Source organism: Saccharopolyspora rosea (genome assembly GCF_025643595.1).
Taxonomy (GTDB): Bacteria; Actinomycetota; Actinomycetes; order Mycobacteriales; family Pseudonocardiaceae; genus Saccharopolyspora; species Saccharopolyspora rosea.
In genome coordinates this window covers 1,478,880-1,502,978 of sequence record NZ_CP102826.1, presented here as the reverse complement: position 1 = coordinate 1,502,978, position 24,099 = coordinate 1,478,880, and the positions used below count along the sequence as shown (strand labels likewise).

Sequence of the window (24,099 nt, the reverse complement as noted above, 5' to 3'; positions counted from 1 at the left end):
TGGGGAAGCCGGCGGAGTCCGGCGGCGAGGTGCTTCCCCCACCCCGCCGCCGGACGCGGGTCCGAATCCAGGTGTCGAGCGGCCGTTCCGGGTGATCACAGGCAATCACCCCAGACGCTCGAACCTCAGTTCGAACACAACCAGATTAGCGCTGCCCGGGCGATCGACTCAAGTCCCGCGCCCTAGATCACCTGTTCGAGTAGTCGGCGAGCGGGATGACGGCCATTGCGCTGGTGTTCCGGCCGCGACGCAGACCCGGGCCCGCGAACCGGTTAGTGTTCGGCCGTGACCGCCGCTCCGTCTCCCCGCTGTGACCGGATCGCCGAGCTGTCCGCGGACCAGTTCCGGACACGCCTCGCCGAAGCACTGCAGATCTACGTCGACGCGATGGGCTACCCGCCCGCGACCGCCCAGCAGCGCGCGCCCATGTGGTCCGCGCACGTGCTGCGGGCGGGCTGGCGCTGCATCGGGGCGTTCAACGACCGGGACGAACTCGTCGGCATCGGGTACGGCTACCAGGGCGCCCCCGGCCAGTGGTGGCACGAGCAGGTCCGCCGCGGCCTGCAACTGGTCGGTTCCGCGGACCCGGAAACCTGGCTGTCGGACTACTACGAGCTCACCGAGTTGCACGTGCATCCCGCCCACCAGGGTTCCGGTCTCGGCGAGGAGGTGCTGCGCCGCCTGCTCGCCGACGTCCCGGGCAGCAACGTGCTGCTGTCCACCCCGGAAGGCCCGACCCGCGCGTGGCGGCTGTACCGCCGCGTCGGTTTCACCGACGTCCTGCGCAACTACCGCTTCACCGGCGACCCCCGCCCGTTCGCGGTCCTCGGCCGCCCCCTGCCCCTCGACCCGCGCAGCTCCCGCGGAGGTCGCTGACCGCCGCGGGAGCCACCCGCGATCAGAGCTCCGCGAGCTGCTCGCGGAGGGTGTCCAGGCCCATCGCGCCCAGGCGCAGGGCCTTGGTGTGGAAGTCCTTGACGTCGAAGTCCGCACCGTGGCGGCGGCGGGCGTCGTCGCGCGCGGCGCGCCACAGGCGCTCGCCGAGCTTGTACGACGGCGCCTGCCCGGGCCAGCCCAGGTAGCGGTCGATCTCGTCGCGGACGTGCGCGGCATCGGTGATCGTGCGGTCGAGCATGAACTCCAGGCCCAGTTCGGGCGTCCAGCGCTCGCCTTCGTGGAACCCGGTGCCTGCGGGGATTTCGAGCTCCAGGTGCATGCCGATGTCGACCACCACGCGGGCGGCGCGGAACAGCTGGTCGTTGAGCATGCCGAGCAGGTTCCCGTCGTCGGAGAGGTAGCCGAGCTCGCGCATCAGCCGCTCCGCGTACAGCGCCCAGCCCTCGCCGTGCCCGGACACGAAGCACGCCAGGCGCTGGAACTTGTTGAGCCGGTGCGACTCGTGCACGGACGTGGCGACCTGCAGGTGGTGTCCGGGCACGCCCTCGTGGTAGACGGTCGAGACCTCGCGCCAGGTGGGGAAATCGGTCTTGTCCGCCGGGACCGACCACCACATGCGGCCCGGCCGGGCGAAGTCGTCGGTCGGACCGGTGTAGTAGGCGCCCACCCCGCCGCCGGGCGGGGCGATCCGGCACTCCAACCGCATCAGCGGGTCCGGGATGTCGAAGTGGGTCCCGCGCAGGTCCTGCAACGCCTGGTCGGACAGCTGCTGCATCCAGTCGCGGAACTCGTCCTGACCGTGCACCCGGTAGCGCGGGTCGGCGTCCAGCGCCGCCGCGGCCTCGGCCAGCGTCGCACCCGACTTGATGCGGTCCGCGACCTGCTTCATCTCCGCCTCGATGCCGGAGAACTCCTGCCAGCCCCACTCGTACGCCTCGCGCAGGTCCAGCCGGGCGCCGGTGAAGTACCGCGACCACAGCCGGTACCGCTCCGCACCGACGGCGTCCTTGGCGGGTGCCTTCGGCAGCAGGTCGGCGCGCAGGAAGTCGGCGAGCTCGGCGTACGCGCCGGCCGCGGTGGCGGCCGCCCGGTCGAGATCCCGGCGCAGCGCGTCGTCGACGCCTTCGGCGCGCGACACCATCGCGGCGAAGAACGACTCGCCGCCGCGACCCGACCAGGTGTCGCACTGCTCGGCGACCTTGCGGACCTGGCGGGCGGCCGCGACGTTGCCGTCCCCGGCCGCGGTGAGCAGTCCGGCGCGCAGGCCCCGCACCGCCTCCGGCATGGCGGTGAGCCGCCGGGCGATCGTGCGCCAGTGCTCCGGCGTGTCGGTCGGCATCAGGTCGAAGACCTGGCGCAACTCCTGGACCGGGCTGGCGATGACGTTCAGCGCCGCCATGTCGGCGCCCGCCTCGTGCAGTTCGACGTCGAGCCCGATCCGTTCGGTGAACACCGCCTGCGCCACCCGCTCGGACTCGTCGGCGGGTTCGGCCGCGCGGACCGCGGCGAGGCTCCGGCGCGCGAGGTCGGCGCGGGCCTGGTGGCCCTCCGGCGAGTAGTCGGTCAGCTGGTCGTCGCCGCCGGGGATCCCCAGGTAGGTCCCCGCGATCGGATCGAGGGCGACCAGTTCGTCCACGAACCGGTCACTGATCTCGTGCACCCCGTTGTGGTCAGCTCCCATGAGCGTCACGCTATCGCGGTTCCGCGGCCCCCGACCGCGTGCTCGCGCACTCGGCAGAACCGGCCCCCCGATGGGAAGATCCCCCAGGTGGAGGGGAAGACGCCAAGCCCGGCCCGCGGCGCGCTCCTGCTGGTCGTGTTCGCCGCGATCAGCACGCTCCTCGGCGGGTGCCTGCACCTGAACTCGTCGTTGAACATCTCCGGCGACGACCTGGTCTCCGGCGAGCTGCTGGTGACCACGCAGACGCCGGAGGGGCAGGCGCCGTTCCGGCTGCGGGCCCCCGATGACCTCGCGGACCGGGTGCGGATCACGCCCTACTCCGCGGACGGGCAGTCCGGATCGCACCTGTCGTTCCAGGACCTGTCCTTCCAGGAGGTCGAACGGCTCAGCCAGGCGCTCAGCCCCTCGGGGTCGCGCTACCAGCTGAACCTGTCCCGCTCCGGTTCCCTGGTCACGCTCAACGCCCAGGTGGACCTCACACCGCTGGCCAACACCGACTCGGCCGTGCAGGTCAAGGTGAGCGCTCCCGGCGACATCACCAACACCAACGGCCAGGAGAGCGCCGGGACGGTCACCTGGAACCTGGAGCCCGGCGAGGTGACCAGGCTGGTCGCGACCTACCAGTACTCCGACGCCTCGTCGATGAGCTGGGTCGGGTGGGCGCTCCTGCTGGGCGTCCTGGTGTTCGGCGCGGCGGGCGCGGTCGGTGCGCTCGCGCTGCGCTCGCACGTCCGCAACCGGGCGGACCAGCGGATCTGACCGCCGGGGCAGGGGATCACAGCCCCAGGTTGGTCACGACCTCCTTGGTGGCCTTCGAGCGGTTCAGCGTGTAGAAGTGCAGCGCCGGAACGCCTTCGGCGATCAGCCGCTCGCACAGCTGCGTCACCAGCTCCACCCCCGCGGCGCGGAAGCCGGCCGGGTCCTCGGCCAGCGGCAGCAGCTTCTCCTCCACCTCGGACGGCACCGGAGCTCCGGCCAGCTCGCCGAACTTCCCCAGCACGCGCGGCGTGGTGATCGGCATCACTCCCGGCAGCAGCGGCACGTCGCAGCCGCGCGCCGCCATCCGGTCGCGCAGCCGCAGGAACACCTCCGGCTGCAGGAACAGCTGGGCGATGGCGAAGCCCGCCCCGGCGCGGATCTTGCGCACCAGGTGGTCGACATCGCTGTCCGGGTCGGCCGAACGCGGGTGCCCGTGCGGGAACGCCGCCACACCGACGCAGAAGTCGCCGAGCTCGCTGACCAGCCGCACCAGTTCCTCGGCGTAGCGCAGCCCCTCCGGGTGCTGGATCCACTCGCCGTTCGGGTCGCCGGGCGGATCTCCGCGCACCGCCAGCACGTTGCGCACGCCGGACGCGGCGTACCAGCCGATGACGTTGCGCAGCTCGGCCACCGAGTGGTCGACGGCGGTCAGGTGGGCCATCGGCGTCAGCGTCGTCTCCTGCGCGATGCGCCCGGTGGTCCGGATGGTGCGGTCCCGGCTGGACCCGCCCGCGCCGTAAGTCACCGACACGAACGCCGGGTCGAGGGGTTCCAGCTCGCGCACCGCACGCCAGAGGATGCGTTCCTCGTCGTCGCTGCGCGGCGGGAAGAACTCCACCGAGAACCGCGTGCGCTCGGAGTCCAACCGATCCACCACCGCTGTCATGGCGACCAGAATAAGGAAGGGACGGCTACGCTCCGAAGTCCGCCCAGCGACTGGGAGCGATTCGGCGGGGTCGCGCTTCACCTGTTCGCGACATCGCGGAGACTAGTGGTGTGCCCGCATCACACTTGGTCACCGAGCAGGATCCCGCCGCGGAACTCGACCTCCCCGCTGAGGTGCAGCGGATCCTGACCGAACACATGCAGGTCCGGCGGAGCGAGGCCGCCGATCTCGACCCGGCGTTCGCCGCGGCTGTCGAGGAGCTCGCCGGGTTCGTGCTCGGCGGCGGCAAACGCATCCGCCCCACGTTCGCCTGGTGGGGCTGGCGCGCCGCCGGGGGAGCCGCGACGGGGCCCGAGGCGTCCGCGATGCTGCGGGCGGCCAGCGCGTTGGAGCTGCTCCAGGCGTGCGCGCTGGTGCACGACGACCTGATCGACGAGTCCGACACCCGCCGCGGCAACCCGACCGTGCACCGCCGGTTCGAGCAGATCCACCGCGCCGCCGGGTACCGCGGCGACGCCGGGCACTTCGGCTCGGCCGCCGCGGTGCTGCTCGGCGACCTGGCCCTGGCCTGGGCGGACGACATGGTGCACGAGGCCGGTCTCAGCCCCGAAGCGCTGCGGCGCGCGTTCCACCCGTGGCGGGCCATGCGCACCGAGGTGCTCGCCGGCCAGTACATGGATGTGCTGGGCCAGGTCCGCCGGGACGAGGAGCCGCGGGCCGCGCTGCGGATCTGCGAGCTGAAGTCGGCGTCCTACACGGTCCGGCGGCCGCTGGAGTTCGGCGCGCAGGCGGCCGGGGCCGGTCCGGACGCGCTGCGCGCGCTGCACCGGTTCGGCCTGGACATCGGCGTCGCCTTCCAACTGCGCGACGACCTGCTCGGGGTGTTCGGAGACCCGGAGGTGACCGGCAAGCCGGCCGGTGACGACCTGCGCGAGGGGAAGCGGACCGTGCTGATCGCCGAGGCGTTCGCCGCCGCCCGCGAGCAGGACGACCGGCACGCGCTGGACCTGTTGGCCGACGTGCTCGGCGATGCCGACCTGGACGTGGCGCGGGTGGAGCGCGCCCGGGAGGTGCTGACCCGGCTCGGCGCCGTCGCCGCCGTGGAGGAGCGGATCACCGAGCTGACCGCCTCGGCGATGCACGCCCTGGAATCCGGTGATCTCGCCGAGCCGGCCGCGACGCGGCTGGCGGAGCTGGCGGTCGCGGTCACCGACCGCATCCGCTGATGCGTGCCGTCACCGGCCCGACCGATCACGTCGTCGTGGTCGGCGCCGGGCTCGCGGGGCTGGCCGCCGCCCTGCACCTGGCCGGTGCCGGACGCCGCGTGACCGTGCTGGAACGCGCGTCCCACCCCGGCGGGCGGGCCGGTCTGCGCGAGCTGGGCGGCTACCGCGTCGACACCGGTCCGACCGTGCTGACCATGCCGGAGCTGGTGGACGAGGCCCTGGCAGCCGTCGGCGACTCGCTGGCCGACCGCCTCGACCTGCTGCCGCTGCACCCCGCCTACCGGGCGCGCTTCGCCGACGGTTCGTCGCTGGACGTGCACACCGACGCCGAGGCGATGGAGCAGGCGGTGCGGCGGTTCGCCGGTCCGGCCGAGGCGGACGGGTACCGGCGGCTGCGCCGCTGGCTCACCGAGGTGTACCGGGCGGAGATGCGCCGGTTCATCGACGCGAACTTCGACTCCCCGCTGGACCTGGTCTCGCCGGAGCTGGCCCGGCTCGCCGCGCTCGGCGGGTTCGGCCGCCTCGGCCCGGCGATCGGCCGGTTCCTGCGCGACGAACGGCTGCGCCGGGTGTTCTCGTTCCAGGCGTTGTACGCGGGCTTGGACCCGCGACGGGCGCTGGCCCTGTACGCGGTCATCTCCTACATGGACACCGTCAACGGCGTCTGGTTCCCGCACGGCGGGATGCACGCGCTGCCGACCGCGCTGGCCGAGGCCGCGGCGGACGCGGGCGTCGAGTTCCGCTACGGGACCGAGGTGACGGCCCTGGAACGGCGCGGCGACCGGATCACGGCCGTGCGCACCCGCGACGAGCGGGTGCCCGCCGACGCCGTCGTGCTCACCCCCGACCTGCCGGTGGTCCACCGGCTGCTGGGGCGGCGGCCGCGCCGTCGGCTGCGCTGGTCGCCGTCGGCGGTCGTGCTGCACGCCGGCACGTCGCGGGCCTGGGACGACGCGCACCACACGATCTCGTTCGGCGCCGCGTGGCACCGCACGTTCACCGAGATCATCCGCGACGGTCGGCTGATGACCGACCCGTCGCTGCTGGTCACCCGGCCGACCGCGACCGATCCCGGGCTCGCCCCCGAGGGCCGGGAGCTGCACTACGTGCTCGCGCCGTGCCCGAACCTGCGGACCGGTCCGGTCGACTGGGCGCGCGTCGGCCCGGCCTACCGGGACGAACTGCTGCGCGAGCTGGAGCGGCGCGGCTTCGTCGGCTTCGCCGAGTCGGTCGAGGTCCACGAGCTGGTCACCCCCGCGGACTGGGCCGCGCGGGGACACGCTGCGGGAACCCCGTTCTCCGCGGCGCACACCTTCTCCCAGACCGGTCCGTTCCGACCGCGCAACCTGGTCGGTGGCCTGGCCAACGCGGTGCTGGCCGGCTCGGGAACCACTCCCGGCGTCGGCGTGCCGCCGGTGCTGCTGTCCGGCAAGCTCGCCGCCCAGCGCGTCACGGGACGCGCCGCGGTGTCCTCGCGGAACTAGAAGCCCATGGCCTGGGCGCGGCGCTTGACCTCGCGGCCGCGGTCCCCGCGCAGCGCCTCGATCGGCGTGCCGGGCAACGTGTCATCGGCCGTGAAGAGCCAGCGCAGGATCTCGTCGTCGTGGTAGCCCGCGTCCTTGAGCAGGGTGATGGTGCCGGGCAGTCCCTTCACGACCGCGGTGGCGGTCAGGAAAGCGGTCGGCACGCCGAGCACCCCCTCCCGGCGGACCGCGAGCAGGTGTCCATCGCGGATCAGCTGGTGCACCCGGGTGACAGGCTGGCCGAGACGTTCGGCGACGTCCGGCAGCGGGATGACCTCCACATCGGGAGCGAGCACATCCGGGGCGGCAGGGATCGCACTCACGCTGCACACGATGCCACATGACGGTGCGCCACGCTTTGCACCGGATGGGTTAACGTCGGCCACCGAAACGATCTTGTCGGGTGACCCCACGGACCCCTCCCCCGACGCATACGATCGACGACCGTGACCACGGCGGAATCCCGGTCACGGCACGTCGGCGACCGGCGCCACCCGCAGCCGGGAGCCGTTCCCGGCGTGCCGGGGCTCACCTGCAACAATCGTGTCGGCACGGACACCCGGCGGTTGGCGGACGATGACATCTGAGACTCGCTCCGGACGAGGCGCGAACCTCGTCGGAGCCATGCTCGAAAACCGCTACCGGGTCGACTCGCTGCTCGCGCGCGGTGGCATGTCCACGGTGTACCGCGGTCTGGACACCCGGCTGGAGCGGCCGGTCGCACTCAAGGTCATGGACTCGCAGTACTCCGGCGACCGGTCCTTCGTGGACCGGTTCGAACGGGAGGCCCGGTCCGCGGCCCGGCTGCACCACCCGAGCATCGTCGCCGTGTACGACCAGGGGGTCGACCACGGCGCGGACGACGACCACGTCTTCCTGGTGATGCAGCTGGTCGAGGGCTGCACGCTGCGCGACCTCATCCAGGACCGGGGCCGGTTGCCGCTGCCGCTGGCGCTGAGCGTGCTGGAGCCCATGCTGTCGGCACTGGCCGCCGCGCACCGCGCGGGCATGGTGCACCGCGACGTCAAGCCGGAGAACGTGCTCATCGGCACCGACGGTTCGGTCAAGGTCGCCGACTTCGGCCTGGTCCGAGCCGCCGCGTCCGCCGGGACGACGTCCGGCAGCGTGATCCTCGGCACCGTCGCCTACCTGTCCCCGGAGCAGGTCACCACGGGTGCCGCCGATCCCCGCACGGACGTCTACGCCGCCGGGATCGTGCTCTACGAGATGCTCACCGGCGAACCGCCGTACGTGGGCGACACCGCCCTGTCGGTCGCCTACCGGCACGTCAACGACGACGTCCCGCCGCCGAGCGGGGTGCTGCCGGAACTGCCCGCCCAGATCGACGAGCTGGTGCTGCGGGCCACCCGTCGCGACCCGGCGGCACGTCCGGAGGACGCCGCCGCGATGCTCTCCGAGCTGCACGCGGCGCGCACCGAACTCGGCATCTCCGCCGTCCCGGTCCCGGTCCCGGCCGGTGCCGAGCGCACCGCGCAGCTTGCCGGACCGCCGTCCGACGCCGACGATCCGCCGACCGAGCAGTTCCCGGCCGTGGTCGCGACGACCGCGGGCCCGCAGGGGACGCGGGCGATGCAGCGCCCGGCGGTGGAGCCGGACGACCGCACCCAGGAGTTCGCCGCGGTCGCCACCCCCGCAGCGGCGTCGCCCCGGCGGCGCGCCAGGCGGCGGGTCGCGCTGTGGACGGCCGTGGTCGCGGTGCTGGCCGTGCTCATCGGCGGCGCCGCGTACTGGCTGGGCACCGGCCGCTACGTGGACGTGCCGCGGGTCGTGGGCAAGCCGGAAGCCGCCGCGCAGCAGGCCCTCGGCGGGGCCGGGCTGTCGGCGAGCGTCAGCCGCGACTACAACAACAGCGTTCCGGAAGGCGTGGTGGTCAGCTCCTCGCCGCGGGAGGGCTCCCGGGTGCTCAGCGGCAAGCAGATCGACCTGGTCGTCTCGCTGGGCAAGCCGAAGGTCCCGCAGATCGCGGCGGGCACCCCCCTCGCCGAGGCGGAGAACACCATCCGCAACGCCAAGCTGCAGCCCAAGCACGACGACTCGGCCGACCAGTACCACACGAGCGTGCCGGAAGGCCGGATCATCGGCGTCGACCCCGCGCCCGGCACCCGGTTGGACATCAGCGCCCCGGTGACGCTGATCGTCAGCAAGGGACCGCCGCCGGTGAAGGTGCCGGACGTGACCGGCGCGAGCCGGGACGAGGCGTTCGCGATCCTCAGCCAGGCCGGGTTCGACCCCTACGAGGCCGGGCAGCAGTTCGACTCCGGAGTGGACGGCGGCCACGTGATCGGCACCGACCCGGCCGGGGGCGCGGAGGTCCGGCTGGTCGGGCGGCCGCGGATCGGCGTGGTGCTGTCCAACGCGGTGACGGTGCCGAACTTCAGCGGCCAGTCCGTCGAGGAGGCGCAGCAGCAGGCGGCGTCGCTCGGCCTGACGCTGAACGTGCAGGACATCTTCCACCGGCCGAACGCCATGATCTTCGGTCAGCTGCCGCTGCCGGGCAGCCGGGTGCAGGCCGGGAGTGCGGTGAACGTCACGGCCTTCTGAGCCGCGCGAGGCGTGATCCTGATCTCGGAGTGGTTGTGTAACGTTTTCGCCCGCTGCTGTTCACCTGCGACAACACCGGCCCCAAGATCACCCGGACGGGTGCTCGTGGATCTCTCCCGCGACGGTCTGGGCTGGTCACAGCGGTTCGGCGGCCGCGTTGTGGAAATATTGGGGACACGATGCCCCCGACTGTTCCCACCGCGTCGGCGCACGACTGGCCCGAAGGCACCAGTGAGTCCGCGGCCGAGCGGTTCAGCACCGGCGGACGCGCGCTGCGCGGTCCGCTTCCCCTGCGCACCGTCGCACTGGGTGCGATCGGCTCCGTCCTGCTGCTGATCGGTTCGTTCGGCGCGGCCGGCACGCTGGTCCACGACCCGGTGCTCGACTCGGGCCCGCTGTCGGTGATCCGCTACGGGCACGGCAAGGACCTGGCGACCGCGATCGTCTACCTCGGGTTCGGCCTGCTGGTGTGGGCGTGGATCCGGCTGGGGCGCGGCGTGCTCGCGGACCGGGTCGGCAGCCGCGGCGTGCTGCTGGCGGCCGCGGCGTGGCTGGCGCCGATGCTCGTCGCGGCGCCGATGTTCACCCGCGACGTCTACAGCTACCTGGGACAGGGCCTGCTCGCGCTGCGCGGATTCGACCCGTACCGGTTCGGCCCCGGTCTGCTCACCGGCCCGATCACCGAAAACGTGCACCCGACCTGGCAGACCACCCCGGCTCCCTACGGACCGCTGTTCATCGGCATCGCCAAGGGCGTGGTGCTGGTGACCGGCGACGACGTGATCGCCGGGGTGATCGTGATGCGGCTGGTGCTGCTGATCGGCCTGGCGATGCTGATCGCCGCGCTCCCCGGTCTCGTCCGCCACCTCGGCGGGCGACTTCCGGTGGCGCTGTGGCTGGTCGCGGCGAGCCCGATGACCGTGGTCCACCTCGTCGGCGGCCCGCACAACGACATGCTCATGATCGGCATGCTCGCGGTCGGCACGCTGCTGGTGCTCGACGGCAGGCACGCGGCCGGGATCGCGCTGGTGTCGCTGGCGATGGCGGTCAAGGCCACCGCCGGGCTGGTGCTGCCGTTCCTGGTGTGGGTGTGGGCGTCCCGGCTGAGCGGGACGCTGCCGCAGCGGTTCCTGCGGGCCGCCGTGCCCGGTGTGGCCGTGTTCGGCGTGTCCTTCGGCGCCAGCATGCTGGCGGCCAAGGTCGGCATGGGCTGGCTGCCCGCGCTGTCGGCGCCGGGCATGATCGTGAACTACCTGTCCGCGCCCACCGGCCTCGGGCAGGCGGTGCACAGCCTGGTGTCGATGTTCGTCGACGTCGACCGCACCCCGTTCGTCGAAGCGGGCCGGACGGTGGGTTCGCTGGTGCTCGCCGCGGTCATCGCGTGGCAGTGGTGGCAGGCGCGCCACGGGGGCGTCGACGCGCTGCGCCGGGCCGCGATCGTGCTCTGCGCCGGTGCGCTGCTCTCGCCGACCGTGCTCCCCTGGTACCTGACCTGGGGCGTCGCGCTCGGCTGCGCGCTGCCGTGGACGCCGCGCGCGCTGTCGTGGGTGGTCGGGTCCTCGGTGGCGCTGGTGCTGGCCTACTACCCCGACGGCGAACAGGCGATGTACAACTGGCCGCTGGTGGCGGTCGGCATCGGCGCCGCCGTGCTCAGCGGGCTGTCGCTGCTGCGGTTCGACCCCCTCGGCCTCACCGAACCCGCCGAACCCGTCCGCGTCCCGGTCGGCGCCGGCTAGCACTCCCGGACAGCACGAGGGCCCGGAACCGCGCCGGTTCCGGGCCCTCGGCGGTGGGTCAGCTGCGGAGCATCTCCGCGACGAGGAACGCCAGCTCCAGCGACTGCTGGGTGTTCAGGCGCGGGTCGCAGGCCGTCTCGTAGCGGCCCGACAGGTCGGTGTCGGAGATGTCCTGGGCGCCGCCGAGGCACTCGGTGACGTCCTCACCGGTGAGCTCGACGTGCATGCCGCCCGGGTGCGTGCCGAGCCGGTGGTGCACCTCGAAGAAGCCCTGCACCTCGTCCACGACCCGGTCGAAGTGCCGCGTCTTGTAGCCGGTGCTGGACTCGTGGGTGTTGCCGTGCATCGGGTCGCACTGCCAGATGACCTGGTGGCCGGAGGCGGTGACCTTCTCCACGATCGGCGGCAGCACGTCCCGGACCTTGCCGTTGCCCATCCGGCTGATCAGCGTCAACCGGCCCGGCTCGTTGTGCGGGTCCAATCGCTCCACGTACTCCACGGCCTGCTCGGGCGTGGTGGACGGGCCGATCTTGAGGCCGATCGGGTTGGAGATCAGCTCGGCGAACGCGATGTGCGCGCCGTCGAGTTGCCGGGTCCGCTCCCCGATCCACAGGAAGTGCCCGGACAGGTCGAACAGCCGCGGCTTGTCGCCGGTGGTGTCCAGTCGCAGCATGGCCCGCTCGTAGTCGAGCACCAGCGCCTCGTGGCTGGAGTAGAACTCCACCGAGTGCAGGCTGGAGTCGTCGACGCCGCAGGCCGTCATGAACCGCAGACCGCGGTCGATCTCGGCGGCCACCGACTCGTAGCGCTCCCCCGCCGGGGAGTTCAGCACGAAGTCCTTGTTCCAGTCGTGCACCTTGGTCAGCGCGGCCATCCCCGCGCTGGTCAGCGCCCGCGAGAGGTTCATGGTGGCGCTGGCGTTGGCGTAGGCGCGGATCAGCCGGGACGGGTCGTGCGCGCGGGCGTCCTCGGTGGCCACCAGCGAGTTGATCATGTCGCCGCGGTAGGACGGCAGCCCCAGCGCATCGGTGTCGCTGGACCGCGGCTTGGCGTACTGCCCGGCGATCCGGCCCACCTTGAGCACCGGCATGCTCGCGCCGTAGGTGAGCACCACGGCCATCTGCAGCAGGGTGCGGATGTTGCCGCGGATGTGCGGCTCGGTGTTGTCGGCGAAGGTCTCCGCGCAGTCACCGCCCTGCAGCAGGAACGCCTCCCCGCGCGCGACCGAGGCCAGGTGGGCGCGCAGCCGCTCCACCTCGGACGGCACCGTGACCGGCGGCACGCTCTCCAGCACCTTCCGGACGTTCTTCACCTGCTCCTGGTCCGGCCATCGCGGCTGCTGGGCGGCCGGGCGGGCCAGCGCGTCGTCGAGCCGAGCGCGCATCTCCGGGGGCAGCGGCGGCAGTTCTGGGAGCTCATCTACCGGTACGTCGACGGTCCAGTTCACGCAGTCCAGAATAGGCGTCCCCCGCCACCGGTTTTCACCGGGACGTTCGTCCCACGATGCGGATCGCCGGTGCGTGGTTCGATTCAGCCGGCACCGCCGCGCACGGCGGGTCCGGCCGCGGGCCCTCAGTAGGTGCCGCCGAGCTTGCGGTGGTCCCAGGTGATGGTGCGGGTGGGGGTGAACCGCAGGCCGACCCGCTTGGCCGCGCGCCTGCGCAGCAGCTCGGTCGCCTCCGGGTTCGCCAGGTCGCTCGGCGAGGCGCCGGAGTAGCGCTCGGCGAGCGCCGTGCCGATGCGGACCACGTCGTCGACGTCCTCGATGACCTCGACGTCGCACTCCAGGGAGACGCCGCGCAGTTGGTCGTAGGCGGTGCCGGTCTCCAGCAGCAGCGTCGCTCGCGGGTCGCGGCGCAGGTTCACGGTCTTCTGCGACCGGGCGTAGGACCACACCTCGATCGTGCTGCCGTCGGGGACGAACCACATCGGCACCAGGTGCGGGCGACCGTCGGCCTTGACCGTGGCGAGCACCACGGTGCGCCGGTCGGCGATGAAGTCGACGACCTCGTCGTCGGTCATGGTGATCTGGGAGCGCCGCGACATGCCAGCTCCTCGCTGCGAGGTGGTGGGACCGGCCGATCTTCGGGCGGGCGCCGACGCCCCGTCAACGGCCGGTCCCGGCGTCGGCGTCGTACCCCACCGGCTCCCAGCGCTCGGCCAGCAGTGCCACCAGCCCGAGGACCGGGGCACCCGCCAGCACCCAGAACACGTCGCTGCCGAGCCCGGAGCTGAGCACCGGGAAGAAGAACAGCGCCAGCGTCGAGCCGACGCGCAGGGTGCCCTGGTTGAACCCGATGCCGACACCGCGGATCGAGGTCGGGTAGCTCAGCGAGGCGAAGCTCATGAAGTGCGCGCCCGGGCCAGCGGCCTGGGCGAACATGAACGCGCCGAGCGCGCAGATCGCGGCGAGCACCCACCCGGTCCGGGTCGGTTCGCCGATCAGCGCCAGCGCGACCATCGCGGCCAGCTGCACGGCGAACCCGGCCGTGGTCGTCGGCCACGCACCGGGCCGGTTCGCCAGCCGGATGCCCAGCAGTCCGCCGGACATCGCGAAGACCAGGTTGAGCACCAGCGAGGCGCTGATCGTGCTCAGCGCCGCCTGCCCGAGCAGCCCGGCGATGATCAGCGGCAGGCCGTAGGCCACCGCGTTGTAGCCGAAGGTCTGGGCCAGCCCGATGACCAGCGCCTGCACCGTCCGCGCCCGGTACCGGCGCCGGAACAGCAGCGCGAAGTCGCGCAGCCCGCGCCGCTCCGGCCGGCGCGGGGCGTCCTCCGCGTCGTCGGCGACGACGGCGTGCACGCCGTAGGACTCGCGCAGGATCTCCGCGGCGCGCCGCAGGTCGCCCTGGTCGGCGGCCCAGGACGGCGACTCGTTCATGTACTTGTTGCGCACCAGCAGGATCACCAGTGCGGGCACCGCGCCGAAGCCGACGGTGAACCGCCACAGCAGACCGTGGTGCTCCGCGGGCAGCAGGAAGTACACCGCCATGATCACCAGGTAGCAGCCGCTGGTCGCGCCGTACCAGGCCGGTGACCACGCGGCGGTCCTCGACCCCTTGCTGCCCCGACCGCGCAACCGGGAGAACTCGGCGAGGAAGGCCATCGCCACCGGGATGTCCATGCCGACGCCGAACCCCATCAGGAACCGGAAGGCGATGAGCACAGCGGCGTTGGGCGCGAGCGCGCAGCCGAGCGCGGACACCACGAAGAACAGCATGTCCGCCATGAACACCCGGTACCGGCCGAGCCGGTCCACCAGCACGCCGCCGAGCCACGCCCCGAAGATCGCCCCGACGCTGATCGAGGCGCTGACCGCTCCCGCCGCGACGGGCGAGAGCCCGAACTGGGCGCGGATGTCGGTGATGCCGTAGGCCAGCGACGTGAGGTCGTAGGCGTCGAGGAAGATCCCGCCCAGCGCCAGCGCCACGATCATCCGCGAGTGGCTGCCCCGCGCGGCACCCGAGTTGACCAGGTCGGTGACGTCTCGCGCCGAGCGGATCAGGACGGGTTCCCGTTCGGCGACCGGCTGCGTGGACAGGGCCCCTCCTCCTCGGCGGCTCGCGGGCGGTGCACGCAGAACCTACCTGCCGGGACTGTGCTGTCCGGATGCTGAGATGCCGGGGCTTCGTCCTCTGGCGCGGCTCCCCGGGGCCGGGTTCGGTGGTGGGCCATGGGTGCCACGGGTGTGCTCGTCGGCGGACTGCTGGTGGCCGTGGCCGCGCTCGCCGCGCTCGCCCGGCTGCTGTCGATCCCGTACCCGATCGTCCTGGTCGTCGGCGGTGCCGTGATCGGCTTCGTGCCCGGTCTGCCGCACGTCCAGCTCGAACCGGACGTCGTGCTGCTGGTGTTCCTGCCGCCGCTGCTGTACCTGGCGGCGTACCAGGCGAACTTCCGCGACCTCCGGGAGAACCTGCGCGGGCTGACGCTGAGTTCGGTCGGCCTGGTGCTGGCGACGATGGTCGCGGTCGCCGCGGTGGCGCACACCCTGGTCCCGGAGCTGGCGTGGCCCGCCGCCTTCGCCCTCGGGGCGATCGTGTCCCCGACCGACCCGCTCGCGGCGGGCCTGGTCATGCGCCGGTTGGGGGTGCCCCGGCGGCTCGTCAGCACGGTCGAGGGCGAGGGGCTGTTCAACGACGCCACCGCGCTGGTGGCCTACCGGGTGGCGCTCGCGGCCGTCGTCGGCGGGACCGTCTCGCTGGGTGGTGCCGCGCTCTCGTTCGTGCTCGGCGCGGTCGGCGGGATCGCCATCGGCCTGGTGATCGGCTGGCTGGCCGGGCTGGTCCGCGGACGGCTGGCCGACCCCCAGGTGAGCGTGACGGTATCGCTGCTGACCGGCTACGCCGCGTTCATCCCGGCCAACGCCGTGGGCGCGTCGGGCGTGCTCGCCGCCGTGACGGCCGGTCTGCACGCCGGCGTCCGGAGCTTCCCGGCGCTGCCCGCCCGCGCCCGCCTGCAGGGCTACCTGGTGTGGGACATCGTGAACTTCCTGATCAACGCCGTGCTGTTCGTCCTCATCGGACTCCAGCTGGACGGCACGATCGAAGGGCTCGGCCGGTACCCGGCGACCGCCCTCGTCGGCTACTCGCTGGCGGTGTGCGGAGTGGTCGTGCTGACGCGGCTGGCCTGGTTCTTCAGCGTCCCGTACCTGGTGCGCGCGGTGGACCGGCGGCCGAGCCAACGGAACCGCCGGGCGGGGGCGCGGCACCGCCTGCTGATCGGGTGGAGCGGCATGCGCGGCAGCGTCTCGCTCGCCGCGGCGCTCGCCCTGCCGCTGACCACCGGTCCCGGTGTCCCGTTCGCACCGCGCGACCTCATCGTGTTCCTCACCTTCGCGGTGATCCTGGGAACGCTCGTCGTGCAGGGGCTGTCGTTGCCCGCGCTGATCCGGGCCCTGGGGGTCAGCGACGGGGGAACCGCCGCGAACGACGACGAGATCCGCGCCCGGTTGGCCGCCACCCACGCCGCGTTGGAGCGGATCGAGGAACTCGCCGCGCAGGACTGGACCCGCGACGACTCGGTGGATCGGATGCGGCGCGCGTACGACTACCGCAGGCGCAGGCTCAGCGCGCTCGCGGACGACGGCGACGGCGGGGACGAGGACTACGAGGACCGGTCGCTGGCCTACCAGCGGATGGTCGTGCTGGTGCTGGAGGCGCAGCGCGAACAGCTGGTGCGGATGCGCAACAGCGGGGAGATCTCCAACGAGGTCATGCTCCGCGTGATCCACGACTTCGACCTCGAAGAGGCCCGCCTGGAGATCTGACGGGCGGGCGCCGCCCGGCGCCCGCCCCGGACGTCAGCCGAACAGGACCTCGGCCTCGGCGTAGCGTTCGAGCGGGACGGTCTTCAGCGACGCGGTCGCCTCCCGCAGCGGGACCCGGACGATCTCGGTCCCGCGCAGCGCGACCATCTTGCCGAAGTCGCCCTCGGTCACCGCGTCGATGGCGTGCAGCCCGAACCGCGTGGCCAGCACCCGGTCGTAGGCGGTGGGCGTGCCGCCGCGCTGCGTGTGGCCGAGCACCACCGCGCGCGACTCCTTGCCGGTGCGCTTGGCGATCTCGTCGGCCAGCCACGTGCCGACACCGCCCAGCCGCACGTGCCCGAAGGCGTCCCGCTCACCGGTCACCAGCAGTTCCTTGCCGCCCTCCGGGATCGCGCCCTCGGCGACGACGATGATCGGCGCGTACTGCCGCTCGAAGCGCCGCTCGACCCACTCGCAGACCTGGTCGACGCTGAACGGCTGCTCGGGCACCAGGATCACGTTCGCGCCCCCGGCCAGTCCCGAGTGCAGCGCGATCCACCCGGCGTGCCGGCCCATGACCTCCACGACCAGCGCCCGGTGGTGCGATTCCGCGGTGGTGCGGAGCCGGTCGATGGCCTCGGTGGCGATGTGCACCGCGGTGTCGAAACCGAAGGTGTAATCGGTGGCGTCCAGGTCGTTGTCGATCGTCTTGGGCACGCCGACCACCGGGACGCCGTCGTGCGTGAGCTGCTCGGCGACTCCCAGCGTGTCCTCGCCGCCGATGGCCACCAGCGCGTCCACCCGGTGCTCGGCCAGGGTGGCCCTGAGCCGGGCCACGCCGTCGTCCACCTTGTACGGATTGGTGCGGGAGGAGCCGAGGATCGTGCCGCCGCGGTCGAGGATCTCCTCCACGGTGTCCAGCGACAGCGGCATCGTCAGACCCTCGACGGGCCCGAGCCAACCGCTGCGGAACCCGAGGATCTCGTGGCCGTGCACGGAGATCCCCTTGCGGGTCACCGCGCGCAGCACCGCGTTGAGCCCCGGGCAGTCACCGCCGCCCGTGAGCACTCCGACACGCATTCCAGCCGGCATCTGACTCGCCGCCTCCTCAGTAGCACCGATCAGTGATCCACGTCTCTCCCCGACACGGACAGACTGTCACGAACTGGATCGGTGCAGCAAGTACCCGCGCGCTCACAGCGGGTAGCCGCGCTTGCGGCGGACCTCTTCGATGATCTTCCATCGTTCGAGGTTGTGGCGGGCGTCGGCGAGCGCGTCGTGCGCGTTCGGTGGCGCCGCGGGCAGCTTCGGCTTGCCCACGTCCTCCCACCGCTGCCGCAGGTCCCGGGTGAACTTGGGGATCCGCGACGGCAGGGCGGGCATCGCGCCCCACAGCTGCGCGAGCGCGACGTGGTCGTAGGCGGCGTACCAGGCCCACAGCTCGATGTTCTCGCCGCCGCGCGCGGTCAGGAAGGAGAACAGGTCGTCCCGGATCTGGGCCCGGGACCGCCAGCTCGCGTCCGCCGGCGGTGGCAACTGCGGGAGGACGTGGCGGCGCACCCACATCCCGGCCCGGCTCTCGTCGAACTCCGTGGACACCGCGTAGAACTCGCGGCCCGACTCGTCGACGACGCCGATCGACACCAGGTCGATGGTGTAGCCGTCCTCGATGAACTCGCAGTCGTAGAAGAATCGCCTCGTCACCGCGCGCGACCTGCACTTCCTCCGCCAGGCTTCCGCACGGCCCAGCCTAGGCCCGCGGTCCGCCGCGCAGCGCCGGACCCCCTTCCGGCCTGCTCCTCGGTCTCCATGTGCCGCCCTCCCCCAGCACGCTCAGCATTTCCGCGACCACCCACCGCGCTCCGCGACGGGTGGCTTCGCCCCGTGACCATAGAGGGCGGCGCTGCGCACCCCGGAAGCGCGTCCGGCCGCGCGAAAACCGCCCCCGGCCGGGCAGGACGGGGGCGGTGCGAGCTGCGGAGGTCCGGCGGGGTCAGCCCGCCTTGGTTTCCGGGACGCGGTCGGCGGACCGGGTGCCCCAGCCGGCGACCTGCTTGCCCTGGGCGGCCAGGTCGTCCTTGACCTTGGCGGCGTAGACGTCCACGTACTCCTGCCCGGACAGTTCCATCAGGGCGTACATGATCTCGTCGGTGATCGCCCGCTCGACGAAGCGGTCGCCCGCGAGGCCCTCGTAGCGGGAGAAGTCCAGCGGCGGCCCGACCTTGACGACCACGCGGTGCGGACGCCACATCTTCGAGCCGATCGGGTTGACCTTGTCGGTGCCGAACATCGCGATCGGGATCACCGGTGCGCTCGACTCCAGCGCCATCCGGGCCACCCCGGTCTTGCCCTTGTACAAGCGGCCGTCCGGGGAGCGGGTGCCCTCCGGGTAGACGCCGAGCAGGTTGCCCTCGCGCAGCAACCGGACGCCGGTGTCCAACGCGGCCTGGGCGGCGGCGCCGCTGGAGCGGTCGATGGGGACCTGCCCGACGCCGGAGAAGAAGTACTTCTTGAACCTGCCCTTCAGGCCGCTGCCGGTGAAGTACTCGCGCTTGGCCAGGAACGTGACCCGGCGGGGCATCATCAGCGGCATGAAGAACGAGTCGGCGACCGCCAGGTGATTGCTGACCAGGATCGCCCCGCCCTCGGCGGGAACGTGCTCGACGCCTTCGATGCGCGGCCGGCAGGTGAGCTTCATCAGGGGTCCGAGCAGGATGTGCTTCATCACCCAGTACAGCACTGTGCCGCCGCCTCCTCTGCCGCGCCGAGTTCCCTGCTCAGCCTACGAAGCGCCGGGGGCGGGCACAATGCGGCCCCGGACGGCTGGCCGCGAAGCGCCCCACATGTCGGTCCCGCGTGCGACGATGATGTGGCGCAGGAGGGGATGCCGAGGCGGTTGGGAGGCTTGCGGTGCCCGTACTTTCCGGGTCCGAACCGTTCGCGCACGACGGCTCGGACGACATCGGGGTGCTGCTCTGCCACGGGTTCACCAGCACACCGCAGAGCATGCGCGGTTGGGGCGAGCACCTCGCCGCCGCCGGGATCACGGTCCGCTGCCCGCTGCTGCCGGGGCACGGCACGCGTTGGCAGGACCTCAGCCGCACCCGCTGGACCGACTGGTACGCCGTCGTCGAGCGGGAACTCGCCGCACTGCGCGAGCGGTGCCGGTCGGTGTTCGTGTTCGGGCAGTCGATGGGCGGCGCGCTCACCCTCCGACTGGCCCAGCGCCATCCCGACATCGCCGGGATCGTGCTGGTCAACCCGTCGGTGACCACGCTGCGCAAGGCCGTGGCGCTGGCACCGGTGCTCAGCCGCGTGGTGCCCTCGGTCGCCGGGCTCGGCGGCGACATCGCCGCTCCCGGCATCGTCGAACTCGCCTACGACCGGGTGCCGCTGCGGGCGTTGGCGAGCCTGCGGCGACTGTGGACGGTCGTGCGCGCCGACCTCCCCGCGGTCCGGCAACCGCTGCTGCTCTACCGGTCGGCGGTGGACCACGTCGTCGAACCGGTGAACTCGCAACTGGTGCTGGGCGGTGTGCGCAGCCGGGACGTCACCGAGATCGTGTTGGCGGACAGCTTCCACGTCGCGACCCTGGACCACGACGCGCCCCGCGTGTTCGCGGGTAGCGTCGAGTTCCTGCACCGAATCCACCGCGAACGCGTCGAGGAACCCGTATGAACGCGCGCCGCGACCACGACGGCCCGGAGGACATCGACGCCGCTTTCGCCGAGATCGTGGCCGATCTGGAGCGGGATGCGACGTTCGCCCGCTGGCCGGAGGAGGACACCGCCGCCGAGTCCGCACCGGCCGCGGAGGAACCGCGTGCCGAGGGGCCGCGGGACTGGACTGCGGCCGAGTCCGAGGACGAGGAGCACTTCGTCCCGCCCGAACCGCCGCCGCTGCCCACGCCGCGCCCGCTGACGCTGGTGGGCATCGCGCTGATCGCGGTCGGCCTGCTGCTGTTGCTGGTGCCGGGTCTGGCCGGGCTCGCGACCACCGTGACGCTGCCGCTGGGACTGGTGCTGATCAGCGGCGGCATCGGCTGGCTCCTGCTGCGGATGCGCCAACGCCCACCCGACTCCGACGACGACGGCGCCCAGGTTTAGGAATTCCGTCTTCGGCCCCGCAGCGGTGCCGACTGCGCGCCAGCACCGAAGGCCGACGAACGCGAGCTCAGCCGGAACGGCCGGCTAAGTGCCTGTCTTCGAACCTGCTCCCGGAACCCGCGTGGCAAGCGGCGTGAGCCGCTTTCTCTTTCGGTGAGTGGTCTCGCCACGTGCACCGCCGCGGGTTCTCCGACAAGCACAGCGGCGCGTCAGCGCCTCCGTGGGGGGCGGTGGTCGGGCGACGGGCGGGCGTCTCGCGAGGACAGCCCCTCCGCCGTGTATCGGACATACATCAGGAGGGGCTTCCGGAGCCGGTGTGGCTGTGGCGCGTCAGCGCCTCGTTGGGGGGGTGGTGGTCGGGTGACGGGCGGGCCGCTGAGGTTCCGCCACCGGCACCGCCACCCAAAACGAGTTCAAAGACAGGCTCTAGGCCGGGTTCGGGGTTGCCGCGACGTGTTCGCGGGCCAGGGTGGCGGCTCCGACGATCGCCGCCATGTCGCCGCAGCGGGCCACCCGGACCGCGGCCAGCGGCCGGTGCCCGGCACCGGTGACCGAGGCGGCGTAGTGCTCGCGGGCGGCGTCCAGGAACAGGTGCGCCGAGTCGGACACGCCACCGGCGATGACCACGACCTCGGGGTCGTAGACGTCGGCGACCAGCGCCAGCCCCTCCCCCAACCACCGGGCCAGCTCGTCGACCGCGCGGCGGGCGACCGGATCCCCGGCCTCGGCCGCGCGGGCCACGTCGACACCGGTCAGCGCCGCCGGATCGGTCGCCGCGAGCAGCGTGCCCGCGTCCGGGTCGGTGGCGAGGAACTCGGCGGCGGTGCTCGCCAGCGCGGTGCCGCTGCAGTAGCGCTCCCAGCAGCCGCGCTTGCCGCACGAGCAGGGCCTGCCGTCCGGCACCAGCCGCAGGTGCCCGAGCTCGGGTGCGACGCCGTAGGCGCCGCGGAACACCTCGCCGCGGATCACCAGCGCGCCGCCGATCCCGGTGCCGATGGCGACCAGCGCCGCGACGCCGGCACCCATCGCGGCTCCGAACCGCTGCTCGGCGATGCCCGCGGCGTTCGCGTCGTGCTCCAGCACCACCGGCAGGCCCAACCGCTCGGCCAGTTCGTCGGCGACCGCGACGTGCCGCCACGCCAGGTGCGGCGCGAAGCGCACCACCCGCCGGTCCTCGCTGACGAAACCGGCGACGGCGAGCCCGACTCCGGCCACCGGGTGGCGATCGGCCAGCTCGCGCACCGTGCCCGCGATCGCCGCGTTGAGCTCCGGGCCGGTGGCAGGGGTGGGGCGCCGCAGCGTTTCCAGGATCTCGCCCTGCGGGTCCACGACGCTGGCGCGCACGCTCGTCCCGCCGACGTCAACACCGATCGTCAGCACCGCGCATCGGCTCCGTTCCCCGGTTCGCGCAGCACGCTCCCGCCCACCCGGCGCACGCTGATCCGCTGCACCTTCCCCTTCTCCTGCTCCTCGTCGGGCTCTTCCTCCGCGGCCGGTTCCGCCGCCTGCTCGGCGAGGACCTGCCGCAACGCCTGCAGGAGACCGGCGACGTGCTCGGTCAACCGCGCGGCCACCTCGGGGCGTTGCCCGCGCACCAGCGCCACGGCCGCGCACACCGGGCACCAGCCGCAGCCGTCCGCGCCGTCCGGGCGGCAGCCGCGCAGGTAGTCCTCGGCGCGTTCGGCGATCGCGTCCAGCAGTCCGCGCAGCTCCTCCACGAGTTGCTCGTGGTTCGCCTCTCGTCCCATGTGGTCCACCACTTCACCGCATCCAGACGTCCGGGTCGGGCCGGAACCCGACGGTCAGCCCATCGTCACCGGCCACCGCGGACACCACGACGCAGCGGCGCAGCACCGCGGGCAGCGCGACCAGGCGGCGCCGACCGTCGACGGTGATCGCCAGCTCGTCGCCGACGCGCGCCAGCTCCAGTTCGGCGTCGCGGTGCAGCGGCAGCGCGATCCGCAGCGAGTACTCGGCGTCCAGTTCCTTCCCGCCGCCACCGACCTCCATCACCGGTGCCGGTGCCGGTGCGGTGAGCGGGTCGTCGTCGGCGTAGAGCTCGTCGCCGAGCTCCAGCAGCGCCTCCGCACCGACCGGTTCGGCCGCGCGGTGCTCGACGGTGCGCACCGGCAGGTCGGTCGAGTCGCGCAGCTCCGCCAGCACCCGCTCCTGCTCCCGGCGCCGGGTGCGCAGCCAGCCGGCGGCCGTGCCGCGCGCCGAACCGGGGTGCGGGACGAGCCGGTTGGCGACCAGGCCCTCCACCCGGATCTGCTGCAACGCGAGCGCGGTCAGCGTGCGCCGGGTCTCGGCGGTGACCACGGCCTCCGGGGTGAGCACCAGCCGCACGCCGGTACCGGGCGCGGTGAGCAGGTCGCCGAGCGAGGACAGGCGTTCCGCGAGCCGGCCGAGCGCGTCGGCCGCCGCGTCCCAGCGCTGCACGTTGTCGCTGCCCGCGAGACCTGCCAGCAGTCCGCGCACCGCGCGGCGGTGCGTCGGGAACAGCCGCTCCAGGTACCCGGCCAGCGACTCGGGCAGCGCGAGCAGGCGCAGCGTCTCCGCGGTGGGGCCGCAGTCGACGATCACGGTGTCCCACACGCCCCCGGTGGCCAGCCGGTGCACCTCGCTCAGCGCGAGCAGGTCCTCCACCCCGGGGAGCACGGTGAGCTCCTCGGCGTCGACCTCGCCCACCCCGGCGCCGTGCAGCACGGTCCGCAGGTGTTCGCGCAGCTCGGACCACACCCCGTCGACGAGGTCGCGGGTCTGGATCTCGGCGGCGTGCAGCGCGGCCGCTCCAGGCAGCCGGACCTCGCGCGGTCGCGGCCCGAGCGCGGTGCCCAGCGCGTCGGCCAGGGAGTGCGCCGGGTCGGTGGACACGACCAGCACCTTGCCGCCGCGGCCGGCCACGCGGGCCGCGGTGGCGGCGGCGAGGGTCGTCTTGCCGACCCCGCCCTTGCCGGTGAACAGCAGGATTCGCAACGGCCTCGCTCTCTGGTCGGTCAGCGGGCGCCCTCGACCCGGCGCTTGAGCTCCTTCAGCGCCGTGTCCATGATCATCTTCTCGGCCTTGCGCTTGAACAGGCCGATCATCGGGATCGCCAGGTCGACCGCCAGGCTGTAGGTGACCTCGGTGCGCTCCGCGGACAGCGGGTCGAGCCGGTAGCTGCCGCGCTGCGCCTTCTGCACCTGCCCCTCGGTCAGCGTCCAGCTCACCGACAGCCCGTCGTCGGCCCAGTCGTAGGCGTTGACGTAGGTGTCCCTGACCACACCCGCGTCCAGGATGAAGCGGACCTGCTCGGCCTTGCCGTCCGGGCCCCACGCCAGCACCTCGGTCTCCTTGACCGCCTCCGCCCACTCCGGATACGCGGCGAAATCAGCGATGACGGCCATGATCTCCGCGGCCGGCGCCTCGATCACGATGGACTGGGTGGACTGATCGACCATGGGCGCAGGTTACCGGGTGGGTGCGCGACCGGCGGGCG

At 72.8% G+C, this 24,099-nt stretch carries 23 protein-coding genes; 10 read left to right on the top strand and 13 right to left on the bottom strand.

Features of this window, described 5'->3' with window-relative positions:
* Window positions 1–285 precede the first annotated feature (285 nt).
* Window positions 286–876, top strand: coding sequence for a GNAT family N-acetyltransferase (locus NV263_RS07390; RefSeq protein WP_263251814.1), 591 nt, complete (start codon window positions 286–288; stop codon window positions 874–876).
* A gap of 22 nt (window positions 877–898) precedes the next feature.
* Here NV263_RS07390 and NV263_RS07385 read toward each other — a convergent pair whose 3' ends face one another.
* Entirely contained in the window at window positions 899–2,578 is a 1,680-nt protein-coding gene (locus NV263_RS07385; protein WP_263251813.1) for a DUF885 domain-containing protein, read from the bottom strand.
* Between the two features lie 87 nt (window positions 2,579–2,665).
* Between NV263_RS07385 and NV263_RS07380 the strand changes: the two genes are divergently transcribed.
* Window positions 2,666–3,337, top strand: a complete 672-nt coding sequence (locus NV263_RS07380) for a DUF3153 domain-containing protein (RefSeq protein WP_263251812.1) — start codon at window positions 2,666–2,668, stop codon at window positions 3,335–3,337.
* A gap of 16 nt (window positions 3,338–3,353) precedes the next feature.
* On the opposite strand, the gene NV263_RS07375 is transcribed toward NV263_RS07380, so the two are convergent.
* The gene (locus NV263_RS07375) at window positions 3,354–4,223 is read right to left on the bottom strand and encodes a methylenetetrahydrofolate reductase (RefSeq protein ID WP_263251811.1); all 870 of its coding nucleotides are present in this window, start codon (window positions 4,221–4,223) and stop codon (window positions 3,354–3,356) included.
* A gap of 197 nt (window positions 4,224–4,420) precedes the next feature.
* Between NV263_RS07375 and NV263_RS07370 the strand changes: the two genes are divergently transcribed.
* On the top strand, window positions 4,421–5,449 hold the full coding sequence (locus NV263_RS07370; protein WP_263254099.1) for a polyprenyl synthetase family protein: 1,029 nt from the start codon (window positions 4,421–4,423) through the stop codon (window positions 5,447–5,449).
* On the top strand, window positions 5,449–6,933 hold the full coding sequence (gene crtI, locus NV263_RS07365; protein ID WP_263251810.1) for a phytoene desaturase family protein: 1,485 nt from the start codon (window positions 5,449–5,451) through the stop codon (window positions 6,931–6,933). The genes NV263_RS07370 and crtI overlap by 1 nt, the downstream gene beginning before the upstream one ends.
* Here the strand turns inward: crtI and NV263_RS07360 are convergent.
* Window positions 6,930–7,295: an Rv2175c family DNA-binding protein gene (locus tag NV263_RS07360; RefSeq protein WP_263251809.1), complete on the bottom strand. Its 366-nt coding sequence runs from the start codon at window positions 7,293–7,295 to the stop codon at window positions 6,930–6,932. The two genes, crtI and NV263_RS07360, sit on opposite strands and share 4 nt — an antisense overlap.
* A gap of 123 nt (window positions 7,296–7,418) precedes the next feature.
* Between NV263_RS07360 and NV263_RS07355 the strand changes: the two genes are divergently transcribed.
* The 3 genes from NV263_RS07355 to mptB all read left to right on the top strand — a co-directional run bounded on the left by NV263_RS07355 (window position 7,419) and on the right by mptB (window position 11,270).
* On the top strand, window positions 7,419–7,559 hold the full coding sequence (locus tag NV263_RS07355) for a hypothetical protein (RefSeq protein WP_263251808.1): 141 nt from the start codon (window positions 7,419–7,421) through the stop codon (window positions 7,557–7,559).
* 37 nt (window positions 7,560–7,596) lie between these two features.
* The gene (pknB, locus tag NV263_RS07350; RefSeq protein ID WP_263251807.1) at window positions 7,597–9,534 is read left to right on the top strand and encodes a Stk1 family PASTA domain-containing Ser/Thr kinase; all 1,938 of its coding nucleotides are present in this window, start codon (window positions 7,597–7,599) and stop codon (window positions 9,532–9,534) included.
* 179 nt (window positions 9,535–9,713) lie between these two features.
* Window positions 9,714–11,270: a polyprenol phosphomannose-dependent alpha 1,6 mannosyltransferase MptB gene (gene mptB / locus NV263_RS07345; protein WP_263251806.1), complete on the top strand. Its 1,557-nt coding sequence runs from the start codon at window positions 9,714–9,716 to the stop codon at window positions 11,268–11,270.
* A gap of 58 nt (window positions 11,271–11,328) precedes the next feature.
* On the opposite strand, the gene NV263_RS07340 is transcribed toward mptB, so the two are convergent.
* The 3 genes from NV263_RS07340 to NV263_RS07330 form a co-directional block, all read right to left on the bottom strand.
* Complete coding sequence (locus NV263_RS07340) at window positions 11,329–12,717, bottom strand: class II 3-deoxy-7-phosphoheptulonate synthase (protein WP_263251805.1); 1,389 nt, start codon at window positions 12,715–12,717, stop codon at window positions 11,329–11,331.
* A gap of 125 nt (window positions 12,718–12,842) precedes the next feature.
* Window positions 12,843–13,316: a pyridoxamine 5'-phosphate oxidase family protein gene (locus NV263_RS07335; RefSeq protein ID WP_263251804.1), complete on the bottom strand. Its 474-nt coding sequence runs from the start codon at window positions 13,314–13,316 to the stop codon at window positions 12,843–12,845.
* Between the two features lie 61 nt (window positions 13,317–13,377).
* Entirely contained in the window at window positions 13,378–14,706 is a 1,329-nt protein-coding gene (locus NV263_RS07330) for an MFS transporter (RefSeq protein WP_263251803.1), read from the bottom strand.
* 237 nt (window positions 14,707–14,943) lie between these two features.
* Between NV263_RS07330 and NV263_RS07325 the strand changes: the two genes are divergently transcribed.
* Window positions 14,944–16,536 (top strand): Na+/H+ antiporter, encoded by a 1,593-nt coding sequence (locus NV263_RS07325; RefSeq protein ID WP_263251802.1) that lies wholly within the window; start codon window positions 14,944–14,946, stop codon window positions 16,534–16,536.
* A 33-nt stretch (window positions 16,537–16,569) separates the two neighbouring features.
* On the opposite strand, the gene NV263_RS07320 is transcribed toward NV263_RS07325, so the two are convergent.
* The 3 genes from NV263_RS07320 to NV263_RS07310 all read right to left on the bottom strand — a co-directional run bounded on the left by NV263_RS07320 (window position 16,570) and on the right by NV263_RS07310 (window position 19,255).
* On the bottom strand, window positions 16,570–17,595 hold the full coding sequence (locus tag NV263_RS07320) for a 6-phosphofructokinase (RefSeq protein ID WP_263254098.1): 1,026 nt from the start codon (window positions 17,593–17,595) through the stop codon (window positions 16,570–16,572).
* A gap of 114 nt (window positions 17,596–17,709) precedes the next feature.
* Entirely contained in the window at window positions 17,710–18,219 is a 510-nt protein-coding gene (locus NV263_RS07315) for a polyadenylate-specific 3'-exoribonuclease AS (protein WP_263251801.1), read from the bottom strand.
* A gap of 289 nt (window positions 18,220–18,508) precedes the next feature.
* Entirely contained in the window at window positions 18,509–19,255 is a 747-nt protein-coding gene (locus tag NV263_RS07310; protein WP_263251800.1) for a lysophospholipid acyltransferase family protein, read from the bottom strand.
* A 170-nt stretch (window positions 19,256–19,425) separates the two neighbouring features.
* Between NV263_RS07310 and NV263_RS07305 the strand changes: the two genes are divergently transcribed.
* Window positions 19,426–20,193: an alpha/beta hydrolase gene (locus tag NV263_RS07305; protein ID WP_263251799.1), complete on the top strand. Its 768-nt coding sequence runs from the start codon at window positions 19,426–19,428 to the stop codon at window positions 20,191–20,193.
* Window positions 20,190–20,621 carry a DUF308 domain-containing protein gene (locus tag NV263_RS07300; protein WP_263251798.1) on the top strand — a complete coding sequence of 144 codons (432 nt, stop codon included), beginning with the start codon at window positions 20,190–20,192 and terminating at the stop codon, window positions 20,619–20,621. The genes NV263_RS07305 and NV263_RS07300 overlap by 4 nt, the downstream gene beginning before the upstream one ends.
* Window positions 20,622–21,047: 426 nt before the next feature.
* Here NV263_RS07300 and NV263_RS07295 read toward each other — a convergent pair whose 3' ends face one another.
* From NV263_RS07295 to NV263_RS07280, 4 genes are read right to left on the bottom strand one after another with little or no spacing between them, the layout of a single operon-like run.
* Window positions 21,048–22,001 (bottom strand): ROK family protein, encoded by a 954-nt coding sequence (locus NV263_RS07295; protein WP_263251797.1) that lies wholly within the window; start codon window positions 21,999–22,001, stop codon window positions 21,048–21,050.
* A complete protein-coding gene (locus tag NV263_RS07290; protein ID WP_263251796.1) occupies window positions 21,995–22,369 on the bottom strand; it encodes a hypothetical protein in 375 nt (124 codons plus the stop codon). The genes NV263_RS07295 and NV263_RS07290 overlap by 7 nt, the downstream gene beginning before the upstream one ends.
* A gap of 13 nt (window positions 22,370–22,382) precedes the next feature.
* Window positions 22,383–23,597 carry an ArsA family ATPase gene (locus NV263_RS07285; protein ID WP_263251795.1) on the bottom strand — a complete coding sequence of 405 codons (1,215 nt, stop codon included), beginning with the start codon at window positions 23,595–23,597 and terminating at the stop codon, window positions 22,383–22,385.
* A gap of 20 nt (window positions 23,598–23,617) precedes the next feature.
* Window positions 23,618–24,061, bottom strand: a complete 444-nt coding sequence (locus NV263_RS07280; protein ID WP_263251794.1) for an SRPBCC family protein — start codon at window positions 24,059–24,061, stop codon at window positions 23,618–23,620.
* Window positions 24,062–24,099: the final 38 nt, after the last annotated feature.